This window comes from Methanomassiliicoccales archaeon (assembly GCA_014361295.1).
Taxonomy (GTDB): domain Archaea; phylum Thermoplasmatota; class Thermoplasmata; order Methanomassiliicoccales; family JACIVX01; genus JACIVX01.
In genome coordinates, this window is sequence record JACIVX010000001.1 from 703251 (window position 1) to 725231 (window position 21981).

The following is a 21981-nucleotide window of genomic DNA, read 5'->3' on the forward strand; positions in this document are numbered from 1 at the left end:
GACAAGTGCGATTAAAAAGATTAAAATAAAGACCCCCCAATACGCAGAGCAATGAATACCTCGGAATATGAGCTTGATTATTTTAAAAGCAAAGGCTTCACAAGGAAAAAATGCAGTAAATGTGGCCGATATTACTGGACTCTGGGGCCGTGGGAGACTTGCGGCGAGCCACCCTGCGAAGAGTACACGTTCATTGGAAATTCACCAATGAACAAATCACTTACCCTCCATGAAATGAGGGAAGCGTATCTCAAATTCTTTGAGAAAAATGGACACACCCGTGTGAGCCGCTATCCCATCGTTGCCAGGTGGAGAGATGACGTTTTTTTTACACAGGCATCGATATACGATTTTCAGCCTTGGGTTATCGAGGGTGTAGTGGATCCACCTGCGAATCCCCTCGTTATTTCACAGACATGCGTCAGATTTAATGATATTGATAACGTGGGAAAAACTGGAAGGCACTTTACCTTTTTTGAGATGCTCGCTCATCACGCTTTTAACAAAAGGAACAAAGAGATATATTTTAAAGATCGAACCGTGGAACTCTGTCATGAATTCTTTACAAACTGTCTCGGCGTTTCGCCGGAGAAGATGAGATACATTGAGGAATGGTGGGAAGGTGGGGGAAACTCTGGTCCTTGTCTTGAAGTTATTCTCGATGGTGTTGAGCTAGCCACACTCGTGTTCATGATGTATAAAGACGAACCAGATGGAAGAAAGCCGTTGAACATGACTGTGGTTGACACTGGATACGGTCTCGAGAGAATTACATGGGTATCGCAGGGGACATCCTCAGCATATGAAGCGGTATTCGGACCAGTGCTTCAGCATCTCAAGGAAATCGCTGGCATATCCACGGATTCAAGAATTCTCGACGAGTATTGCAAAGTCGCTGGCATGACCAATGCCCGTACTGCCGCGGATATCAAGAGAATCAGAGAGATGACGGCGGAGCGAATAGGGATATCCTATGGAGAGCTCATTCAGTGCGTCAAACCTCTCGAGGACATTTACGTGATCTGCGATCACACAAGGGCTCTGGCATTCATGCTCAACGACGGTGTCGTACCATCAAACGTCAGAGAGGGTTATTTCGCGCGATTACTGGTTCGAAGAGCGCTTAGGGCAATGCGCGATTTGGGCATCAACATTCCGCTATCAGAGATCGTCAACAGACAGATTGATTTCTTCAGCGCCATTTTCACTGAAATGAAGGAAAACAAAGAAGACATTTTGGGACTCGTTGATTATGAAGAAGAAAAATACAAAGAGACATTGGCGAGGGGAAGACAGCTCGTCTCGAGGATTACTAAGAATCTCGGACCTGAGGAACGCATTTCGACTGAAATGCTCATAGAACTCTATGACTCACACGGTTTAAATCCCGAAATCGTGCAGGAGTTTGCATCTCTTCAAGTTGATATCCCAGACGATTTCTATATTCGGGTTGCGGCAAGGCACGAGAAACCTGAAATGATGAAAGAGGAAAGTATTTCATCCGAAGTACCCGAAAACCTTCCAGAAACGAAACTTCTATATTACGAAGATCCAGAACTCTTCGAATTCGAAGCGACGGTCATTGCGAAGATCGACAGAGGGGTTATTCTTGACAGAACTGCATTCTATCCAGAAGGGGGAGGACAGGAATGGGACACAGGTACACTGAACGGCATGAAGGTGACTAGAGTGTTAAGAAAGGGGAATTCAGTTGTTCACTTTTTAGAAGGTGATCTCTTCGAGGTCGGAACGAGAGTTAAGGGGATCGTCGATAAGAAAAGAAGAATTCAACTTATGAGACACCATACGGCTGCTCATCTCATCAATGGCATTGCAAGAAAACTTCTTGGAAATCACGTATGGCAAGCTGGTGCACACAAGTCCGAAGATTTTGGTCGCCTCGACATCACTCATCATCAGAACTTGACAAGAGAACAGATCAATGCACTCGAAAAAGAAGTTAATCACATTGTCCTAGAGAATCTACCAGTAAGGATCAAGATGATGCCGCGGGTCGAAGCGGAAAAGTCATATGGATTCCGTTTGTACCAGGGAGGAGTGGTTCCAGGTGCGATCATAAGAGTCGTTGAAGTTGAAGGAGTCGATGCTGAGGCTTGCGGTGGCCTCCACTGCAAAAACACTGGGCAGGTTGGGCTCGTTCGTATTTCGAGAACAAAACGAATTCAGGACGGTGTCGTTCGCATTGAATATTCCGTTGGAATGTCCGCAGTGGAAAACGTGATCAGGGATAAGGAAATTGTTTGGCTGCTCTCAGAAAAATTGAAAACGACACCAGAGCAGCTGATACCCATATGCGATAAGATTCTCGAAGAATTGAAACAGACAAAAAGGGCGTATGAGGATCTGAGAACAGCCTACAATAATACCATTCTTGATCGTCTACTAGGGAATGCTGCTGTTATCGACAATATGAAAATTGTTGCATATCGCGTGAGGGGATTCGAAGATCCTATAGAGATCTCCAGAGCACTTGCGACAAGAGAAAATGTTTTATCCGTAATCGTAAGTTCTGAAAAGAATCCGAGAATCTTAGTTTCGTGTGGCGAAGATGTCGAGATCGACTGTAGATTAGTTCTCAAGGAGATTACGGCGTTGGCGGGCGGCGCTGGTGGCGGGAAAAGGGAGTTTGCGCAAGCAGGTGGGTTGCGAGAGGAAATGATCGATGAGGTTCTGCGGAACGTGCCCGAAATTGTGAGAAAGTTGATGTCAGGATGTGCTTGATGAAATGAACAATAAGAGATTGATCGAAAGACTTAGAATCTATTCAAAGGTGACGAAACTCGATGCGATTCTCAGACGATATTTCATCATCGGTGCATTCGACGGCGCTTTAACGATTCTTGGAGTCATATTAGGGGCTGCATCGACTGGACATTTGAATCGAGAGATCGTTATGAGCGCTGGCATCGGAGGAAGTATTGCGCTTGCGGTTTCCTCGATTGTTGGTGCATACGAAGCTGAAAGGGTGGAGTCAAGAGTTGTCCAGATGAATATTGAAAAGGCAATGTTGTCAGAGATATCTGGAACGGAATTCGACGAAGCGCTCAGGGCTTCCGCAATCATTTCGGCAATTATTCATGGCATTGCCCCGTTGCTTGCTGCTCTCGTGCCGATCGTTCCGTTCGTGTTTTTCGATGTGAGAACCGCTGCGCTTGTCTCGATCACCATCACACTCTCATTCCTTTTCATTATGGGCTTCTATTTTGGAAAGCTAGCCAGAGAAAGAATGATACTCAGCGGATTGAGATTTGTACTCGTCGGCATCCTAACGGCTCTGATCATTGTGGTATTTTTCGGTGGCTATTGAATCTCAGTCAGTAGCGGATATCTTGCATGCAGCGTGACAAGCTCATTCGCCATTTCATCGAAGAATTTTAATACTGGGCGGACCACATCGATACAGAAACTCTTAAATATGAACTTGCGTGTAGGGGACTTGCTCCGCAAGTATATTGAGTCGTTTAATTGACACATGGAGGTAGGCAATTTGGTCGAAACCGGCGGAACACAACAAATGCAAAAGGACGATTTCAAGTACATCGTCCGGCTCGCAAATACCGATCTGGACGGAAACAAAGGCGTTGTCGTAGCACTGCAAAGAATCAAGGGCGTCGGTAACCGAGTAGCCGAGATCATCGCAAGAAAAGCTGGTGTGAGCAGAATCGAAAAGATTGGTAGCCTACCAGATTCAAAGATTGAAGAAATTGAGAAATTGCTTCAGACTTATGCAGATTTTGTTCCCAGTTGGGCTGTCAACAGACAACATGATTTTGAAACGGGCCTTGATATGCATTTGATCGGCGCTGATCTAGAATTGTACAGAAAAGATGACATTAACAGGATGAAGATGATCAGATGCTACAAGGGAATCAGACATGAAATGGGCCAGAAAGTCAGAGGACAGCGCACAAGATCAAATGGCAGGACAGGTCTCACGCTCGGTGTGAGTCGACAAAGAACACAACCAGCAAAGGCTGAAAGCAGCGAAAAGAGTGGGAAGAAGTAGGTGTTTAGATGGGCGATCCGAAATTCCCTCGTCGGACTTATGACACGCCTTCGCATCCATGGAAGGCAGATCGAATAAAAGAGGAGACAGAACTCGTCAGAATGTACGGGCTCAAGAACAAGAGAGAAATCTGGAAAGCCAAATCGATTGTGAGAAATCTCAGACGGCAGTCAAGAAATCTACAGGCGAGGCTGAGATACGGGGAAGAACAGGCACGGATCGAGACGCAAAATCTCCTGAGAAAGTGCGGTATGATTGGACTTTTGCCCCTCGATGGTTCGACACTCGATGATGTACTCAGTTTGACTACCGAATCCATACTGAACAGGCGTCTTCAGACATTAGTGTATAAGAAAGGACTTGCCAACACAATGGAACAGGCAAGGCAATTCATTGTTCATGGACATATTTCCGTTAATGGTAGAAAGGTCACCGTTCCAGGGTACATCGTGCGCAGGAACGAGGAAGACAAAATTGAGTTCAATCCGGCTTCCCCGCTTGCGGACGAACAGCATCCCATGAGACTCCTTAAGAAGAAGTCGAAGGAAGAGAAAGCTATCGAGAAAGCAGCGGCAGAGAAGCCAAAAGTTCCGAAGAAGATACTTAAAGTCAAAGAAGTCGTCGAGGTGCTTGAAGAAGGTGGCGAAGCCCTTGAAGAACTTGACATTGATGAAGGCGAAGTTGAAACAGAGGAGGCTAAATAATGGGGAAATGGGGAATTGCTCATATCTTTGCAAGTTACAACAATATCATCATCACACTAACTGACATAACCGGAGCGGAAACAATCACCAAATGTTCTGGCGGTATGGTGGTTAAAGCCGCGAAGGATGAGGCATCACCCTACGCCGCTATGAGAGCAGCCGAAAGGGTCGCCGAAATAGCCAAGGAAAAGGGTATCGAAGGGATACATGTAAAAGTCCGCGCACCAGGTGGTAACAAGTCTCTTTCGCCTGGACCAGGAGCCCAGGCAGCAATTAGGGCGCTTGCGCGCGCAGGGCTTAAAATCGGACGCATCGAGGACGTGACACCAATACCCCACGATGGAACGAAGAAGAAAGGTGGCCGAAGAGGAAGGCGTGTTTAGAGGCGGCAACCTATGGAGATCAAAGTACTCGAATTAATGGAAACAGAGGCAAGATTCATTCTTTCTGGGACGAGACCTGAGGTCGCGAACGCTTTGCGTCGATGTCTCATTTCCGAAATACCAAAGATGGCTATCGACACGGTGGAATTCCATCTGGGTCCTATCAGAGATGAGGAGGGCAACGAATACGAGAGTGTCAGCCCTCTCTTTGATGAGATCATTGCTCACAGACTGGGAATGGTTCCCATACCAACAGATTTAAATCTCTTTACCTTCCGAGAAAAATGCACGTGCGGCGGAGAGGGGTGCCCTAACTGCACCATCATGTATTCACTCAACAAAAAGGGACCGTGTGAGGTCTATTCCGGTGATCTCGAACCCCTCGGCGGAAATGAACTGAGAGTCAAGGACGAATTGATCCCTATCGTCAAGCTCGGCCCAGGACAAGCACTTTTGATTTATGCGTCGGCACAGCTTGGCACGGCTAAGCAACATGCAAAATGGCAGGTCACGAGCGGTGTTGGATATAAGTACTACCCAGAAGTCTCCATTGATTACAGCAAATGCGAGGGCGAAGATGCCTGCATTAAAGCGTGTCCCCGCGGCTGTTTTGGTAAGAAAGACGGAAAGACCGTTGTTGTTGATCAAGAAGCATGTACCCTGTGTATGGCATGCGTCGAAGCATGCGCCAACAAGGCGGTGACCGTGAGGGGAAATCAAGAGAAATTTATCTTCGAATTTGAAACGGACGGATCCCTCAGCGCTGAGAAGACACTCCTCACAGCTCTCGAAATCATGGAGAAGAAATTTGAGGAATTCAGGGAATTAGTCTCCTCATTCGAAAGTCAATAGAAAAATCACATAAAATCAGTGAGAGTGCACTTCTTTACCTTATCATTTTCAAACAGCGAGTTAATCGAATTTTCGATGAGGGCAATTCGCTGCAAGGTGTAAGTTGGCAGACCAAATTTCTTTCCAATTTCCTTCGTGATCTCAAGATATTTCTTAATGCTCTTTTCGTGCACAGTCAGAGTGAGGTTGGCACCGCAATAACATTTGCCCCTCAAGGGCATTCTACGATAACTCGCATTGCATTTGGTGCATCTGAGACGCTGACCTGAAAAACTGTTCAAATTGCCAATCATATCAGGCAAGAAATGTCTCGTGATCACTCTATAGACAACGTCAGTCTCGTCGACTGCCCTGATCTTCTTCGCCAATTCCAGCTGTGCATTCATCTTATCGATCATCGTTTCGAGAGTCTTGTACGAGGATTCTTTCGGACCCTCAGCGATGTCCTTCGTATCATGAGTAAAACCGAATCCTTCATACTGCAGAACTGAACCAATCCTATTCGCGACAAGATCCATCATTTCCTGAATTTCCTTTGGATGTTTGAAAGACATAGAGGCTTCATAAAACTCCAACGGATACTGCCATCGCACGTCGAGATTATGCGCTTCCTTGTCAATTTCATTTGGATCAATGCGAGTCGTGAGAACGAGCGGAGCATCCATTAAGCCACCTCTCCTATCGGGAAGAAATGATCTGGAAAAGTTGATCAGTGCATCAAGAAGGAGAATGCAGCTGTCTTCATCACCATCCGCATTTCGCCTCTTTGCCGCATGGAAGAACGGATGGCCATAACCAACATTTGCATCTGTAAATCCAATGATCCTGCATAACACGCCTCCAGAAGTGTGAGGTGCTAAACCGATCGCCAGATGCCCGATCAGATCCGATCGGTGATTGACGTTGTAGTATGGATTAAGACCGTAATGGTCTTGTAGAAGTTCATCGACGAATTTAGCAACCTTCACGAGATAATCCCCACAAGAAGACGAGGGGATTATGTCCTGAACTTTCAGTTCGCAAAGTTGCGTGTCATCGATTAACTCATTACCAAACGCGTCTTTCACATATCCCAAGGATCGAGCTTTTTCAACGGTTAGCCCAATCTCACGCGGTCTAAAGTGCGTGAGCGGGACATCGGTCATATCATATCGAATTGTTCCATCTTTAAACACAAAAACGTCGTATTTCGCCCTCAAAATCCCTTTCTCAATTGCCTCTGGGGTCTTGTTTTTAGAGATCATCCCCTGAACGCCTTTGATCTCTGGTAGGCTTCTTTCTCCGAGACGTTCCATCGCCTGCTTGAGAATTTTAGATATCGGAATGCGCTGGATTTCCGGATCGCCCGAAACGACCGTGTGAGATCCGCACTCACACACACACTGAAATGTCTTTTTCCCACATGCTCTGCACTGTCTGACTCCCACCTCCACCTCAATCTCTTCTTCGGCCGCAGCCTCACTCACCAATCTCTGTAGACCTCCGCTCTGTCCAAGAGGAAAGAGTATGTGGGGAGGTGGTCGCATTTTTCTTTCCTTGGCCTTCTCCGGTCTTGCCATTCTAGCGCCGATCCGCGTCACTGCCCGCGGTCGCACCGTAATCCCCATCGCTCTGGAAACCGCGGCCAATGGATCTTCGCCCTCGAAAACCGCGACCTCAACAATCTTCTCACCATTGTGGCCGAGACCGAGCCCACTGAGAACCGGCTCGGCATAATTTTCTAAAACAACAAAGTCGTCAACGACTCTGTGCAGAGCTCCGAGTCTTTCCAGTATGTTCTTTACTTTCGCATCTCTTTTAATCTTGAGAATCCCGCCCTGCCAAGATGCATTTTTCAATAAATACGACCGTAAATCTCTTAAGCCGTCTATCTCAACATCCGACCAAAAAAGATTGAATTTCGGATGGAGCGGGACACCATAAGTTCTTGAAATTCTTACCGCTTCCTCGAAATCCGGATCTATCCAGCTTTCCGGTAGTTCGCCGCATGCCCGCCTGAGCTCTTCTCTGTACCACTCTATAGAATAAGCACCGGGAACCAATACATGATTGTTTTCGACAAACTCCCCGAAGGAAATGAGTATCTCGCCTAGATCAACGATCTCCTTAATTCTACCACGGATCTTTTCAAATTCATCAACGGAATTAACCTGAACGAGATCACCGTTATCGAGCAGTACGATCGGCCCCTCGATCGAATCGCACGGCGTCGCCGCACCTGCTTTTCCAGGTCTCTCGAGTTTTATCTGAGTACCAACTGCAATGAATCCATCGAGTGCGTACATTGTGGCCGGATTCAAACCGATAGCCGCGAGTCCCGTTGTTCTCCCGCGACCGTATCTCAATCTGAAGCCACCAACCCTTGAAGGATGCGCAAGAACAGGTCTCCCAGCAACAATGTCCTTGAGATATCTGTAGTCAGGCGCGATTTTGGTGGACTCCGATTCCTCCGAAGACTTTTTCTTGAGATCAAGGTACTCATTGATGAAATCCCAGCCATCAATTCCCAGACGCTTCACATGTTTCTGGATCTTTGGTGCCTTCTGACACAGCCCTTCCGCGATGACGAGACATGCACCACCTCTAACCTTGTTTGTTTCCACTCTAGGAAGGTCTCTGTAACCGGATATCTCAACATCTTCGGTTCCTTCACCATCGATGCAAACAGGACAGTTTTTAACGATCAATTCGATTTCTTCATTTGATGGCGTGTACTGTAGATGCTGGCATTGCTTGTAAAGCGGTATTTCTTCCTTGAATCGCTGAACTTCCCCATGAGTAGGTTGATACCGACCAATTCCAAATTCCCGTCTCACTACATCCCCGATAAGCACACTCAATGCCTGTCCCGTGCCTCCAGCTGATCTGATAGGGCCAGCAAATGAAATCGCGAGATACTCGCTCCCGTCGGAGTTGCGACCGATTTTTACTCCAGCAATACCCTCAAGGGGAGCTACGAGAATTCCTTCAGTGAGAACCGCAAGTCCCACGCGAATCGCTCTATCGATTGCCTCCTCTCTCGACCTTGCAGGTTTATTTGCGATTTCTCTGGCGGCAAGTAATGAGACTTCTTCTCTATCGTGATGCGCGCTCAATTCTCTAATTCTCTCGGCAATACCTTCAACGTTCCAAGAAGAGAGAAGCTTCTCAACTCTCGCCGCCAAATCCTCAGCTCTCGGTATCTCGACAAAAGTCTCGGGATCCAGACCCCTTGCTCTTGCTCGCCTAGCTATCGCATAACATCGATCGACTTCGCTCGCAAGCGCGTCGAAATATTTTTTCATTTCCTCACTGCAAGCAACTTCATTCATAGCCTTCTGGAGCTCCTCAGCTGATGAGTGAATTTCATCCTAAATAGCTATCGGCTCACCATCGTTTGCTTTTCTGGTTCTATCAAGCGTTTCAATGATCAAAGCCAGAAGCTCCTCGATTCCGTCGCCAGTGAGTGCCGAAATTTTCATGCGAGGACTTTCGATTTTCACAATGTCAGACTTGTTCTCAATTTCGATGGTAGGAATGTCAGCAAAATTTGTCTTGATCGATTCGAGCAATGTGAGTTGATCCCTCATACTATATCCCGAAGTTTCCGATGGGTCAATCATAAATACGATAACATCTGCTAGATGCTTGAGAGCCAATATCGCTTGAAGCTCTATTTTGTTCCGTTCTTCTAGCTTTCTATCGAGTAAACCTGGTGTATCAACAACTTGGTACCTTTTTCGCCCTACAACAAAATGACCGATCCCAATCCCCTGAGTTGTGAAGGGATAAGGAGCGATCTTGGGCCTTGCAGTCGAAATCCTCTCAACGAGCTGACTTTTCCCGACATTTGGAAACCCAGCGATCACGACAGTTGGAATCGTTGGATCGATCTCGGGGAGCTCCTTGAGCTTGTCCCTGGCAATCGCAACAAATTTCAGATCCTGATCGATCTGGTTAACCAAAGAGGAAAGCCTGCCATAAAATTCCCTCCTTAAGCGGGATACCTCCTCCGAATTTTGTGCTTTCTTGACCTTCCCCAGGTACTCTTTTTCGAGCTCGAGCGCTTTCATAGAACACCAGTTGAGCGCACCAAGAGATTTCTTCAATTTGTCGATCCCGATGATAACATCAATAAGTTCCATCTCGAACTGGCTTGTTTTTGACAGGCTGGGAAAGGCTTTCACATATTTCGCAAGATTCGATGAAATGACATCGCCAGCAACAGAGATCTTAGAGATCGCGGTTTTTCTTGCCTCATCGATCTTATCAAAACCTTCTTTTTGTATCTTCGATGCCTTCTTAAACGCTTTATCAAGTAATTCGTTTGAATAAAGGATCGTTGGTATTCTTTTCCGCGGACTTGCCACGTCAAGCCTAAACCACTAAGGAAGCTTTAATCTATCACCACAAGCGATTCATGCACTGAGGCGATCATGTGAAATATGAAATTGCATACAGATTATGGCTAAAGAAAGATGGGCAATTCTTACTGAGTGAAGGTCGTGCAAAGCTCCTCAAGTTGATAAAGGAATTCGGATCGCTTTCGAAGGCTGCTGATGAGATGAACATGTCGTACAGGCACGCGTGGGGGGCTATCAAGAAAATTGAGGAGACTCTGGGAACAAAGGTCATCTATTCAGAGAGGGGGGGCCAGGAGGGCGGAACATCCAAACTTACGCCCGAAGGAGAATACTTACTTGAGCAATACGAGATCCAAAAGGGTCTTTTTGATCAGCAATTGAAGATGCTTTATAAAAGACCTGCTTTAGCCACGGACGGTATAGTGATTATTGATGGGAAAATCCTTCTTGTAAAAAGAGGAAGAGATCCTTTCAAAGGTAAATACGCGCTTCCAGGCGGCATTGTTGAATATGGCGAGACTGTCGAAAGATGTGTTGTCAGAGAGATTAAAGAAGAAACGGGCATCGATGCGAGAATTCTGCAATTGATCGGTGTCTATTCAGATCCAGAAAGAGATCCCCGTGGCCATTTTATATCAGTTGTCTTTCATCTCTTCCGTGTAGGGGGAGAGCTGAAAGCAGGCGACGACGCTTCTGCAGTCAAACTCTTTCCGATCGATAGGCTCCCTGAGCTCGCCTTCGATCACCGTAAGATCGTTGACGACTTCCTAACAATGAAAGGAATTTCATTTTAGTGGGAATCGAAAATCGCTGTTTTGAAAAGTATTTCTATATGCCTCGGCAATATTGTAGCGAACCGCATGGACGACGAACTTGACAAAGAGATTCTCCAGTTATTGAGGAAAAATGCAAAACTCACGTATGAGGAAATAGGACAAATTCTAAACAGGTCTCCCTCCACCGTCAGAGATAGAATCAAGAAAATGGAAGAAACAAGGACGATCCTCGGATACTCAGCCATTCTAGATCACGAACGTCTAGGTATTTTCTCCGATGCGATAGTTTGTGCTGATATCGAACCTGATAAGGCATCATCGGCCATTTCTGCACTTTTTTCGATAGAAAATATTGCAGAAATACTCAATGTAACTGGCGAAAGAAGAGTTATGATGAGGGTGAGAGCACGAAACAACCGTGAACTCTCGGAAATCATTGAAAGGAAGGTTAGACCAATGGGTTTCAACAATGTTGAGACTATAATCGTGTTAAAACCTATTGTACGTTATCCTGGTCTTTGACTTTGGAACGGGATTTGAGGGTTGTCCATTAATAATCATGGTTGCGTTAACGCCAATTTGATTTCATCAATCTTACCCGTTTTTTCTAGCTCATCAAGTATAATTTCTGCAGTCCAAATTGCGGCCTGGGCAACAAGCTCTGGACACTTATTTTCCTGATATGCGACCGCGTCGAAAGCTGCGTATTCTTCAGGGTTCCATAGATTGAATTTTCTGCCGAGATAATTCCTCTGGATTTCTGCGCAAACGACGCTACCATATTTCTGCTCAAATCGCACACACAGCTCTTTGGCCAATCGATACGCAATCATTCTTTTTCTTTCCGGATCTTTGAAATCACTCCGTTCTCTCCCAAAGAACATTCCGATCATCATAACTCCGCCAGAGAGAGCTCCGCATGAACCGTGCGTGGTCAGCCCCGCACCGCCAGACAAGCCGCTTGCCGATTTGAATACCATGTCATCATGCATGCCGAAGGCATCTTGGAGGGCTGCAAGAACCGATTGAGCGCATCCTCTATTTTCTCTTTCATATTTGAAGGCCAATTCACTTGCTTTTTGCAAAAGTCCTGCCCGCTCAATTTCCATGCTGAACGATATGTGTCTTCAAATATTCAATCATCACGCAAAAATGGTGCAACGGATCATCCAATAAATCGGATCGGGCTGATTCCTAGATGAAGTTGTAAACAAGAATTTTAGGAGAATAACCGTTATATAAATGCCAAGCCAGCATTTTGCAATGTTCTTTACTAATTACTTTCCTCTTGTCTCAGTAGAATTACCCGTGAGCTTCTTTCGCATTTTCGCCAACTCTCAAATCAGAAATGGAAAAAAATTGAATTATCATCCATCTTCCTCAAAACGATCCAATTTCTTCTTTCCAAACTCTGTCCGCGTAGCACGAGCTGATGCACTCTTATTGCTGATTCTATCTGCTGCGAATTGAATAACCTTGAATCGTACTGGCAAATGATTCTGATGTTCTTCGGAACACCATACAGATCGATTGCCTGCTCATACTGTAGAAAAGATCGAAATAGTGATGGATGATGCGGAAGCCACGAAATATCACCTGCGATGATCGCACTTTCATAACCTTCTTTATCGATTTTATTAGCTAGCTCCCACCAGAATTTCAAAATCGACTCCATCAGGAATTCACCAGCTGGGCAATACGTCTCGTATGATGGTATGATCGATAATTTGCCATTTCTCAATGCACTTCTGATCGCTTCGCCAGTTTCTCTATTTGTGCAGGATACATGCTTTTCGATGTTCTTATCCGAGAGATAAACAATCTTTTCATCATCATTCGCCATAGCGATCATGTCGACGAGGGATCGCACCAGCTCCGTGTCATTTCGATAAATGTGTATTATGTGGTCGCCCTGGTGAAATCGGCTCGTCCATTTTTGCATAAGCTAATTGCTCCTCGCGTGACTCGCCCTAAGCTTTGAAATAGAGCAAATAGTATTTGTTATTTATTGAAAGAACTGATTTTCCAATCACATGCCAGCCATCATATCTGGATAAATGATCCCAATTTGACGCTGAAATAAAGATCTTAGTAACTCATTCATAATTAATCGGGACAAATTGCTCGTCTTGCTAATAGAAGTATACTGTTCTAAGGACAAATTGAATTTCATTGGCATGAATAAATCAATGGTCCTGAGCCTAAGAGAAAGCTACGAAGAATTTCAAGAAATTGGAGAATCATACCACCATGTGCTTCAACTCTTTCGAAGGTCGTTATTCATTCATTCCCTATTGACGAAAACTCGAAACAATTCATTCAGATTCGATGTCGACAAGTGGCGCGATTCTTTTGATCGATGCCTCAATAAAGTTACAGTCCTCAATAATGAGCTTGATCGCACTATTAGGACAGAATTCTACGCAGCGCGCACAGCCCTTACACAAATCTTGTCGAATTCTTGCGGAGTTATCTTCAACATAAATTGCGTCGACGAAACAAACATGCTTTTTGATGCACGCGCCGCAACCTTTGCATAAATCTTCATCGATTTCGATACGCAAGCCAGGCATTTTCGTAACAGTATCGCTTATTCTCTTCGAAAGCTGAGGTACCATTCTCCAGAGACAACAACAAGGGCAGCAAGCGCAAATTGATAGCAGTTCCTCTTTTGGCGTATTCGAAAATACGACACTATCGATCTTGTTTCGGCCGATCAGGTGGACAAGCCCCGCTTTCCTGCATTCTTCTAAATGAGCGAGAGTCTCTTCCATCGTGGCTAATCTGCCTAACCGCCTGTCGATCTTCAAGGCACCCCTTCCAAGAAAAATGCATCCCAGATCTTGTGGATAATCTTTGCAGCGATTTGCTTCCCTGCAAACACAATGATTCATAATGAAATGATATCGCGATTTCCTGATGAAGTGCTCAATAATCTGAGAAGGAAGCACTATAGTTTCTGGCTCGAAAGTGACATTGACCTTAATCACTTTGCATTTCTTTTGATTTCCCTCAATTACACTGTCCTTTGGGAGGATGATAATGTCGTCGTCTTCAAAGAATGCGAATTCAATAGCATGACCGATCACTGGAAAATTCGTGAGTTTTGCGAGGAAGAATCTCTTTTTGAAGGTCCTTTTGATCAGTTTCATCGAAAGAATCGTTCTGAAGCCCATACTATTTCAAGAAAACAGCTGATAGGACTTGAAGTTTTGGAGATCATGATCAGACAATAATTAAGAAAAGAAAAACAAAATGAAAAAATCAAAAGATTGTATAAAAAGATGGACCGAGTGGGATTTGAACCCACGACCTCCTGCTTGCAAAGCAGACGATCTTCCAGACTGATCTATCGGCCCGCTGGGATGGCGTAGTATCTCATCTATTCATATAAATTTCGCTTGTCCTAAGCTAGATACGGAATCGAGGAAATTGGAAAAGTTACAGGAAATGAAAGATAAGTAAATAAGGAGGACGCCAAGTTGTCTACTTGCAGATCGCACCCCTTGCCGCACTCGACACCAGCCGGCGATATTTCATGAGAATGCCCCTCTCGGGTCTCTCAGGAATGCGTATCTTCGACAGCCTATTCTGGATTTCATCATCAGGAACCAGCAGTTCAAGCCTCCTTTTCGGAATGTCTATGAGGATCTCGTCGCCATCCCGCACCGCGGCAATCGGCCCTTTCTCATACGCTTCCGGTGCTATGTGTCCTATGCACGGGCCGCGCGTTGCGCCGGAGAACCTGCCGTCAGTGATGAGAGCTACGCTCTCCGAGAGTCCCATGCCAGCGATCAGACTCGTTGGTGAGAGCATCTCCGGCATACCCGGCCCTCCCTTTGGACCAACATACCGTATGACAACGACGTCCCCCTCACCGATCTTCCCCTTCGAAATCGCCTCAATGGCCTCGCGCTCCGAATCGAATACCCTTGCTTTCCCTTTGAATTTCAACATATTCTTGCTAACGGCCGCCTGCTTCACGACCGAACCCTCAGGGGCAAGATTGCCGTACAGCACTGCAATTCCTCCCTCACTGTGAAATGGTCTCGTAAGGGGCCTGATCGCCTCGCAATCATAGATCCTCGCCTCGTCGGCAATCTGGTAGATCGTCTTTCCAGACACAGTCATTACATCGGCGAGCTTGCTCTTGAGTCTCTTGAGAACGGCCGGCACGCCTCCCGCTCTCTCAAAGTCGCTCATGAAGTAAGGACCACTCGGCCTAAGGCTCATGATGTGAGGTATTTCCTTCGAAACTTCGTCGAATGTTTTCAGCTGGATATCATAGCCAAATTCAGCCGCAATCGCAGGGATGTGCAACGCTGTGTTCGTCGATCCACCGATGGCCATGTCGACCTTGATCGCGTTGATGAAAGTTTCCTTTGTCACAAACTTGCTAGGCTTCATACCCCTGCGCACCAGCTCAACGATTCTCCTCCCAGTCTCCCTGGCGATTTCCCTTTTCTTCTTGCTGATAGCGAGCGATGTACCGCAGCCAACAAGGCTGAACCCCATCGCCTCTGTCAGACACGCCATGGTGTTCGCCGTGAAGAGACCAGCACAGGATCCCTCGCCAGGGCATGCGTGTCTCTCCACCTTTTCGACCTTGCTCCTGTCAGCCTTGCCTGCAGCGTACTCGCCGAGAACCTCAAATACGCTCTGGGTGTCGTACTTCTCATCATCAGCGCAGCCCTCCAACATCGGGCCGCCAGTGAGAATGATGCCAGGGATGTCAAGCCTGCCGAGCGCCATCAGCATCCCTGGCGTGATCTTGTCACAATTCGTGATGCCAACCCAGCCATCGAAACAGTGCGCCTCGATCATCAGCTCGACACAGTCAGATATTGTCTCCCTCGACGGCAGCGCGAACCGCATCCCATCGTGGCCCATCGCGATGCCATCGCAAATGCCAGGCACACCAAAGGTGAATGGAACCCCACCCGCCTCAATTATCCCCTTTTTCACCTCTTCGAGAAGCCTGTTCAGGTGAATGTGACCAGGAATGACCTCATTCCACGAATTCGCTATACCTATGAAAGGTTTCGAGAAATCGTCGTCAACCAATCCCGTCGCCCGAAAAAGCGCCCTGCTCGGCGCCTTTTCCAGACCCTTTTTCACTGTGTCGCTCCTCATATTTTTCCCCAGAAAAGTTGTATAGTCGAAGAATTAGAATAAGGTATCTAGAAGATTACAACACTCAAACGAAGCCTTGAAGAATTTTCTTAATTTTCTTTAAGATTCCTGATCCTCCATTTTCTCGCTGCTATCATCCTCAATTTCTCGTGCGGTTTCCCGAAGCATTCAGAAATAAGTGGAATCCTGGACTCATTGCTAGACGAAATTCTATTTTAGGGAAAGGCGGATTGAGAATCTCATCTTAAAAGAATCTTCGTGCTTCTCCAAAATCAAATCGCCTTTTTGATCAAATGATTATTGCATTCAATCGAGTTGCCAAGAGATTGATATAGCGACTATCAAGTCATCGCGGAGAATCGATGAAAAAGACGCAGGAATTCCGCTTGATGAAAAAAAGATAATGAATTCAATTCAGATATCAAAAAATCAGGATCGCAGGACGATTTCGATGTTGACGCCGTCAGGAACCTGAATCCTCATCAGCTGCCTCAGCGCTCTTTCGTCGGCGTCGAGATCGATCAGTCTCTTGTGAATCCTCATTTCCCAGCGATCCCAGGTTTCTGATCCTTCACCATCTGGCGATTTCCTGCACGGCACGACAAGCCGCTTCGTCGGAAGAGGTATCGGCCCACGAATCGCAACACCTGTTCGCTGGGAAATTGCCTTAATCTGATTGCAGACGCTGTCGACTTTTTTAGGGTCCGTGCCGCTGAGAGAGATTCTTGCCCGCTGTGCCATAAAAAATCACTCCAAAAAATGTGGAGAAGGGGTTTTACATTTCCTTCTTCTCAACATCGATGCAAACACCAGCAGCAACCGTCTGCCCCATATCCCTGATCGCGAATCGACCAAGCGGTGGGAAGTCCTTTGCTCTCTCGATAACCATCGGCTTTGTTGGCTCGATTTTAACGATCGCGGCATCACCGGTCTTGAGGAACTGCGGATTCTCTTCTTTTACAGCGCCAGTCCTTGGGTCAAGTTTCTTAAGCAATTCCACGAACCTGCATGCAACTTGAGCAGTGTGGCAATGGAAGACTGGTGTGTAACCCACTGTGATGACAGATGGATGGTTAAGAACCATGATCTGCGCAGTAAAGCTCTTCGCAACAGTTGGCGGATTGTCAACCGGACCTGCTACATCTCCTCGTTTGATGTCAGTTTTTGCGATGCCCCTCACGTTGAAGCCAATGTTGTCTCCTGGCACAGCCTGTGAGAGAGGTTCATGGTGCATCTCAATACTCTTGACTTCGCCGACTTTGTTAGAAGGCATAAAAATAACTTTCATGTCAGGCTTAAGTATCCCAGTCTCAACCCTTCCAACCGGAACTGTTCCGATACCCGTGATCGAATAAACATCTTGAATTGGAATCCTGAGCGGCAGGTTGATTGCCTTTGGTGGTTCCTCAAGAGTGTTGAGAGCTTCCACGAGTGTCGGGCCCTTATACCAACTGAGATTCGGCGATGGCTTCACGACATTGTCGCCCTGGTATGCGCTGATAGGTACGAACTGGATCTTCTCGATCTTGTATCCCACCAGTTTCAAGAGGTTTGTTACCTGATCCTTGACTTCATTGAAACGCTTCTGATCGTACGGTGGTTTCGTCGCATCCATCTTGTTGACAGCGACGACGATCTGGTTCACGCCTAGTGTTCTTGCGAGGAAAATGTGTTCCTTGGTTTGCTCCTGGGGGCCTTCTGCGGCGGACACCACAACGACAGCGGCATCGGCCTGGCTCGTTCCAGTAATCATATTCTTCACAAAGTCCCGGTGGCCAGGTGCGTCAATGACCGTGAAATAGTACTTATCTGTGTTGAATTTCTTGTGTGAGACATCAATGGTTAGACCACGCTCTCGCTCTTCTTTCAGGCTATCCATAACCCAAGCGAATTCGAATGTAGCCTTACCCTTCTCCTCAGCCATCTTACGATACTTCTCGATCAGATACGGTTCGATATGGCCAGTGTCGAGTAACAACCGTCCGACAGTCGTCGATTTGCCATGATCGACATGACCAATGAACACCAGGTTCATGTGAGGTTTCTCAGCCATTTTCTTGCCTCCATTTCCATTGTTAAGGATTTTGACCTTTAATAATTGTTCTGAGTCTCCATACTGTTCTTGATATTTAACGCTTTTTCCATTCATCCAGCGTAGTATGATGCATCGTACGGTTCTGGCTTTAGGCCCTTTCTCGTTCTTATCTCTGCAACGATCTTCGGCTGTAGCTCCGGTGGCACACGAACAAACCCTGCGTTCTCAGTTGACCAGAGTGCCCTTCCCTGCGTGGCGCTCCTGATCGCACTTGCAAAGCCGAACATCTCCGCAACAGGCGCTCTCGCGACCACGACCGTATTCTCCTGTTCCTGCTTTATATCTTCAATGATGCCTCTTCTGGATTGAAGTTCCCGTACCGCGTCCCCCATATATTCTTGAGGAACGTTGATGAAAACCTTCTGAATCGGCTCAAGAAGGATTCTTTCTCCGAGACACATAGCCCCATATATCGCTGATCTTGTTGCCGGAATTACCTGTGCTGGTCCTCGATGAATGCTGTCTTCGTGCAACTTTGCATCAACGAGCCTCACCTTCAGTCCCATGACTTTTTCCTGCGCCAGCGGTCCCAGATTCATTGCTTCTTCAAACGCCTGTTTGCATAGCTCAATCGTCTCATGCAGATACTGAATACCTTTGGTCACATCAAGGAAGACGTTGGTATCCTTGAATGCCACCACGCCCTTCGCTTCTTCTCGATCCATCCCTAGGTCCTGCAATTTCTTGGCAAGTGCTTTCACGTCCTTGATCCTTCCCTCGGTCTGAATCTCACCACTTCGAATCGCTTCGAAAACAGCCTCTTCTAGTGGTTCAACCTCGATGTAAAACCTGTTGTGCTTGTTCGGAGACTTACCCTCAAATGGACCTCCCTTGCCCTTAACACACTCCCGATAAACGACAATCGGCTGGGACGCTTTAATGTCCACCTTGTATTCGTTTATGATCCTATATTGGGTAACCTCAAGATGAAGTTCTCCCATCCCAGAAAGCAGATGTTCTCCAGTTTCTTGATTGATCTCAACCTGGATTGAAGGATCGGCTTTCGCAACCATTCGTAGCACTTCGACGAGTTTCGGCAGATCTTTCATGTGCTTCGCTTCGACCGCAACGGTAACAACAGGTTCAGTGTAATGGACAATCTTTTCGAACGGTTCCATGTCCTTGAGCGATGAAACCGTCGATCCAGCAACAGCATCTTTCAAACCAGTCACTGCGACGATGTTACCAGCGGCCATCGTGTCAACCGGTATCCTGTCAGCACCGACTGAAAGAGCGACAATCTGAACTCTGTTGACATCGGGCATGCCGATCACGTAGAGCTCGTCGCCCTTCTTTATCGTGCCGCTGAACAACCGACCAACTGCCACTTCACCCGCATGGGGATCCATGATGATCTTTGTCACCATGAATGCCGTTGGTCCATTCGGATCACAGTTCATCATCGCTTTTCCAATCTCGGAATCGAGATTTCCTTTCCAGATGACAGGTATCCTGATTTTCTGGGCTTCAAGGGGATTTGGAATGTGATGAATGACTGCATCGAGCAGCACTTCATGCAGAGGTGATCTTTTTGCAAGCGTCTTTTGATCATTGTTCTTGCAGTATTCATAAATGTCATTGAATGTGATCTTACTTTTCTTCATATATGGAACGGAGATAGCCCATTTATTGAACGCAGATCCAAATGCAACGCTTCCATCCTCCACTTTTACCTGCCACGTCTTGTTAAACGGTTCAGGCAGAAACTTCGAGATCCTTCTGTTCACTTCGGTGATAATCGCGATGAATCGTTGCTGCATCTGCTGTGGCGTGACCTTAAGTTCGTTGATTAACCTGTCAACTTTATTGATGAAAAGAATCGGCCTAACCCTTTCTTTCAGAGCTTGCCTGATGACAGTTTCGGTCTGAGGCATCACGCCCTCGACAGCGCAAACAAGAATGATCACCCCATCGAGTGCTCGCATGGCCCTTGTCACATCGCCCCCGAAGTCGACATGACCAGGTGTGTCGATGAGATTGATGAGATACTCCTCCCCCATGTAGGTATGAACCATGGAGGCGTTTGCAGCGTTAATCGTAATTCCACGAGCCTGTTCCTGTTCATCATAGTCGAGCAACAACTGCTTGCCCGCTAACTCTTCAGACATCATCCCCGCGCCAGCGATTAGGTTGTCGCTCAATGTCGTCTTACCGTGATCGATGTGAGCTGCAGTTCCAATGTTGCGAATGTGTTTGGGATCAAGCATCAATTTCTGAGCTTTTTTGATATTATCCTCTTTACGACCCATATTAAACCACCATAAAAATCAGTTACATGAAAATTTAATCACCGTGCTGATGCTGCAACACGCTCGATTTCTTCTTTCTTGGAAACCGAATAGCTGTTCATATCACCTTTTGATGCGAGAATGAGTTCATCCGCAAGGCAGTCTTCGATCGATTTTCTGTTCTTGAAACTCGCCGTGATGGCGCCCACTGCAATGTTTCTCAACGCAATATCAAGCCGTCTTGACGGTGAAATGTCAACGGCTTTTGGCACCGATATTCCTCCGAATTGCAGCCTCGTGATTTCTTCTCTCGGTGCCGCATTTTCAATCGCTTCGATGAGGACTTGAATTGGATTCTTCTTTGTCTTTTCTGAAATGATCGCGAATGCTTTCTTGACAGTCGTGTACGCCTTTGTCTTTTTTCCGGTGAAATCCTCAGTTCTCATCATGTTGTTAATGAGTCGTTCGACAATGTTGACCTTCGCTTTACCAAACCACTTGTTGGCATGCTTTCCACCAGAGTGTGGAACGAGGACGGGTGTGAGATCAATATATTTCGCGAGGCCGCTGTCTTTGATGACGATCCCGCTTGTATCATAAAGTCCGAAAAGGAGCACCTGTCTCGTTAGCAATTGAGATTGAAGTTGTTTAGCTTGCGATTGAGTTTGCAAATCTTCTGGCAATCGATCACCTCACCGGCTTTTCCTTTCTTCCGCGGACAAGTTCTCTTAAGGAAACGTTATTCACTTTGATGACCTTATATCGGACACCTGGGATATCTCCGTAAGATCGGCCAAGGCGTCCTCCGATTCCCTCAACGAGAACTTCATCATGTTCATCAATGAAGTTAATGGCACCATCACCAACGGCAAAGGCGGTTATCTGACGACCATTCTTAATCAATTGAACTTTGACACACTTCCTGATGGCAGAGTTCGGTTGCTTAGCTTCGATACCGACCTTTTCGAGAACGATCCCTCTTGCCTGTGGTGCGCCTTCGAGCGGATCGGACTTTTCTTTAAGGCGAAGCATCCGCCGCTTGTAAGTGCTATCGCTCCACCGGAACTTCTTTCGGTTCTCTTTCAGCTTTCTAGCAGTGTATAGACCTCTTGCCAACCTTTCACCTCTCTTTCAGAAGCGGCGACCCTATTACGGTCGTCGTATTTAAGCGTTAGGTGACACGCAGAATCTTCAGCCGTTGACAAACTTCACATACGATATTAAAACTTATCGTTCTTATTCATTTAAAGATTCTAAAAAAAAAGTGAATGCTAAGCAGTTGTCCAAAAGAATGTCGGAAATCCCATGCGAAATTTCTCCGGTCAATCATTTTTTTGATTATTGAAGTTCCAATCACATCTAGCCGATATGAGTTGATCACTGGCAATTGAGTTTCAACGATGTGGGCTGACGGTCAGAATCCTTGATGAGAAAAACTCC

19 protein-coding genes and 1 tRNA gene are annotated in these 21981 nt (G+C 46.4%); 8 read left to right on the forward strand and 12 right to left on the reverse strand.

The genetic code is table 11. The features are described 5' to 3' along the window. Nucleotides 1–51 precede the first annotated feature (51 nt). The 6 genes from H5T41_03465 to H5T41_03490 all read left to right on the forward strand — a co-directional run bounded on the left by H5T41_03465 (nt 52) and on the right by H5T41_03490 (nt 5966). Nucleotides 52–2742, forward strand: coding sequence for an alanine--tRNA ligase (locus H5T41_03465; protein MBC7107838.1), 2691 nt, complete (start codon nt 52–54; stop codon nt 2740–2742). Nucleotides 2743–2746: 4 nt separating this feature from the next. Beyond that, nucleotides 2747–3328 carry a VIT1/CCC1 transporter family protein gene (locus H5T41_03470; GenBank protein ID MBC7107839.1) on the forward strand — a complete coding sequence of 194 codons (582 nt, stop codon included), beginning with the start codon at nt 2747–2749 and terminating at the stop codon, nt 3326–3328. Between the two features lie 207 nt (nt 3329–3535). Continuing rightward, the gene (locus H5T41_03475) at nt 3536–4027 is read left to right on the forward strand and encodes a 30S ribosomal protein S13 (protein ID MBC7107840.1); all 492 of its coding nucleotides are present in this window, start codon (nt 3536–3538) and stop codon (nt 4025–4027) included. Nucleotides 4028–4035: 8 nt separating this feature from the next. After that, nucleotides 4036–4731 carry a 30S ribosomal protein S4 gene (locus H5T41_03480; protein MBC7107841.1) on the forward strand — a complete coding sequence of 232 codons (696 nt, stop codon included), beginning with the start codon at nt 4036–4038 and terminating at the stop codon, nt 4729–4731. Further along, complete coding sequence (locus H5T41_03485; protein MBC7107842.1) at nt 4731–5114, forward strand: 30S ribosomal protein S11; 384 nt, start codon at nt 4731–4733, stop codon at nt 5112–5114. Before H5T41_03480 ends, H5T41_03485 begins: the two co-directional genes overlap by 1 nt. A 12-nt stretch (nt 5115–5126) precedes the next feature. Further along, on the forward strand, nt 5127–5966 hold the full coding sequence (locus tag H5T41_03490) for a DNA-directed RNA polymerase subunit D (protein MBC7107843.1): 840 nt from the start codon (nt 5127–5129) through the stop codon (nt 5964–5966). Between the two features lie 5 nt (nt 5967–5971). Here H5T41_03490 and H5T41_03495 read toward each other — a convergent pair whose 3' ends face one another. Both H5T41_03495 and H5T41_03500 read right to left on the reverse strand, forming a co-directional pair. Next, the gene (locus H5T41_03495) at nt 5972–9277 is read right to left on the reverse strand and encodes a DNA polymerase II large subunit (protein ID MBC7107844.1); all 3306 of its coding nucleotides are present in this window, start codon (nt 9275–9277) and stop codon (nt 5972–5974) included. A gap of 39 nt (nt 9278–9316) precedes the next feature. Continuing rightward, nucleotides 9317–10315, reverse strand: coding sequence for a 50S ribosome-binding GTPase (locus tag H5T41_03500; protein ID MBC7107845.1), 999 nt, complete (start codon nt 10313–10315; stop codon nt 9317–9319). Nucleotides 10316–10383: 68 nt separating this feature from the next. Between H5T41_03500 and H5T41_03505 the strand changes: the two genes are divergently transcribed. Both H5T41_03505 and H5T41_03510 read left to right on the forward strand, forming a co-directional pair. After that, complete coding sequence (locus H5T41_03505; GenBank protein MBC7107846.1) at nt 10384–11103, forward strand: NUDIX domain-containing protein; 720 nt, start codon at nt 10384–10386, stop codon at nt 11101–11103. A 66-nt stretch (nt 11104–11169) separates the two neighbouring features. After that, complete coding sequence (locus tag H5T41_03510) at nt 11170–11607, forward strand: Lrp/AsnC family transcriptional regulator (GenBank protein MBC7107847.1); 438 nt, start codon at nt 11170–11172, stop codon at nt 11605–11607. 35 nt (nt 11608–11642) lie between these two features. Here H5T41_03510 and H5T41_03515 read toward each other — a convergent pair whose 3' ends face one another. From H5T41_03515 to H5T41_03560, 10 genes are all read right to left on the reverse strand, one after another. Continuing rightward, nucleotides 11643–12194 carry a C_GCAxxG_C_C family protein gene (locus tag H5T41_03515; GenBank protein ID MBC7107848.1) on the reverse strand — a complete coding sequence of 184 codons (552 nt, stop codon included), beginning with the start codon at nt 12192–12194 and terminating at the stop codon, nt 11643–11645. A 233-nt stretch (nt 12195–12427) separates the two neighbouring features. After that, on the reverse strand, nt 12428–12955 hold the full coding sequence (locus H5T41_03520; protein ID MBC7107849.1) for an MEDS domain-containing protein: 528 nt from the start codon (nt 12953–12955) through the stop codon (nt 12428–12430). A gap of 445 nt (nt 12956–13400) precedes the next feature. Then, a complete protein-coding gene (locus tag H5T41_03525; protein ID MBC7107850.1) occupies nt 13401–14261 on the reverse strand; it encodes a 4Fe-4S binding protein in 861 nt (286 codons plus the stop codon). 109 nt (nt 14262–14370) lie between these two features. Further along, nucleotides 14371–14444: transfer RNA gene (locus tag H5T41_03530), tRNA-Ala, on the reverse strand. A 127-nt stretch (nt 14445–14571) separates the two neighbouring features. Continuing rightward, nucleotides 14572–16218 (reverse strand): dihydroxy-acid dehydratase, encoded by a 1647-nt coding sequence (ilvD, locus tag H5T41_03535; protein MBC7107851.1) that lies wholly within the window; start codon nt 16216–16218, stop codon nt 14572–14574. A 429-nt stretch (nt 16219–16647) separates the two neighbouring features. Beyond that, nucleotides 16648–16959 carry a 30S ribosomal protein S10 gene (locus tag H5T41_03540; protein ID MBC7107852.1) on the reverse strand — a complete coding sequence of 104 codons (312 nt, stop codon included), beginning with the start codon at nt 16957–16959 and terminating at the stop codon, nt 16648–16650. Nucleotides 16960–16993: 34 nt separating this feature from the next. Next, nucleotides 16994–18271 (reverse strand): translation elongation factor EF-1 subunit alpha, encoded by a 1278-nt coding sequence (gene tuf, locus H5T41_03545; GenBank protein ID MBC7107853.1) that lies wholly within the window; start codon nt 18269–18271, stop codon nt 16994–16996. 92 nt (nt 18272–18363) lie between these two features. Then, on the reverse strand, nt 18364–20562 hold the full coding sequence (locus H5T41_03550) for an elongation factor EF-2 (GenBank protein MBC7107854.1): 2199 nt from the start codon (nt 20560–20562) through the stop codon (nt 18364–18366). Between the two features lie 38 nt (nt 20563–20600). After that, nucleotides 20601–21173: a 30S ribosomal protein S7 gene (locus tag H5T41_03555; protein ID MBC7107855.1), complete on the reverse strand. Its 573-nt coding sequence runs from the start codon at nt 21171–21173 to the stop codon at nt 20601–20603. A gap of 55 nt (nt 21174–21228) precedes the next feature. Then, nucleotides 21229–21657, reverse strand: coding sequence for a 30S ribosomal protein S12 (locus tag H5T41_03560; protein ID MBC7107856.1), 429 nt, complete (start codon nt 21655–21657; stop codon nt 21229–21231). Nucleotides 21658–21981 lie beyond the last annotated feature (324 nt).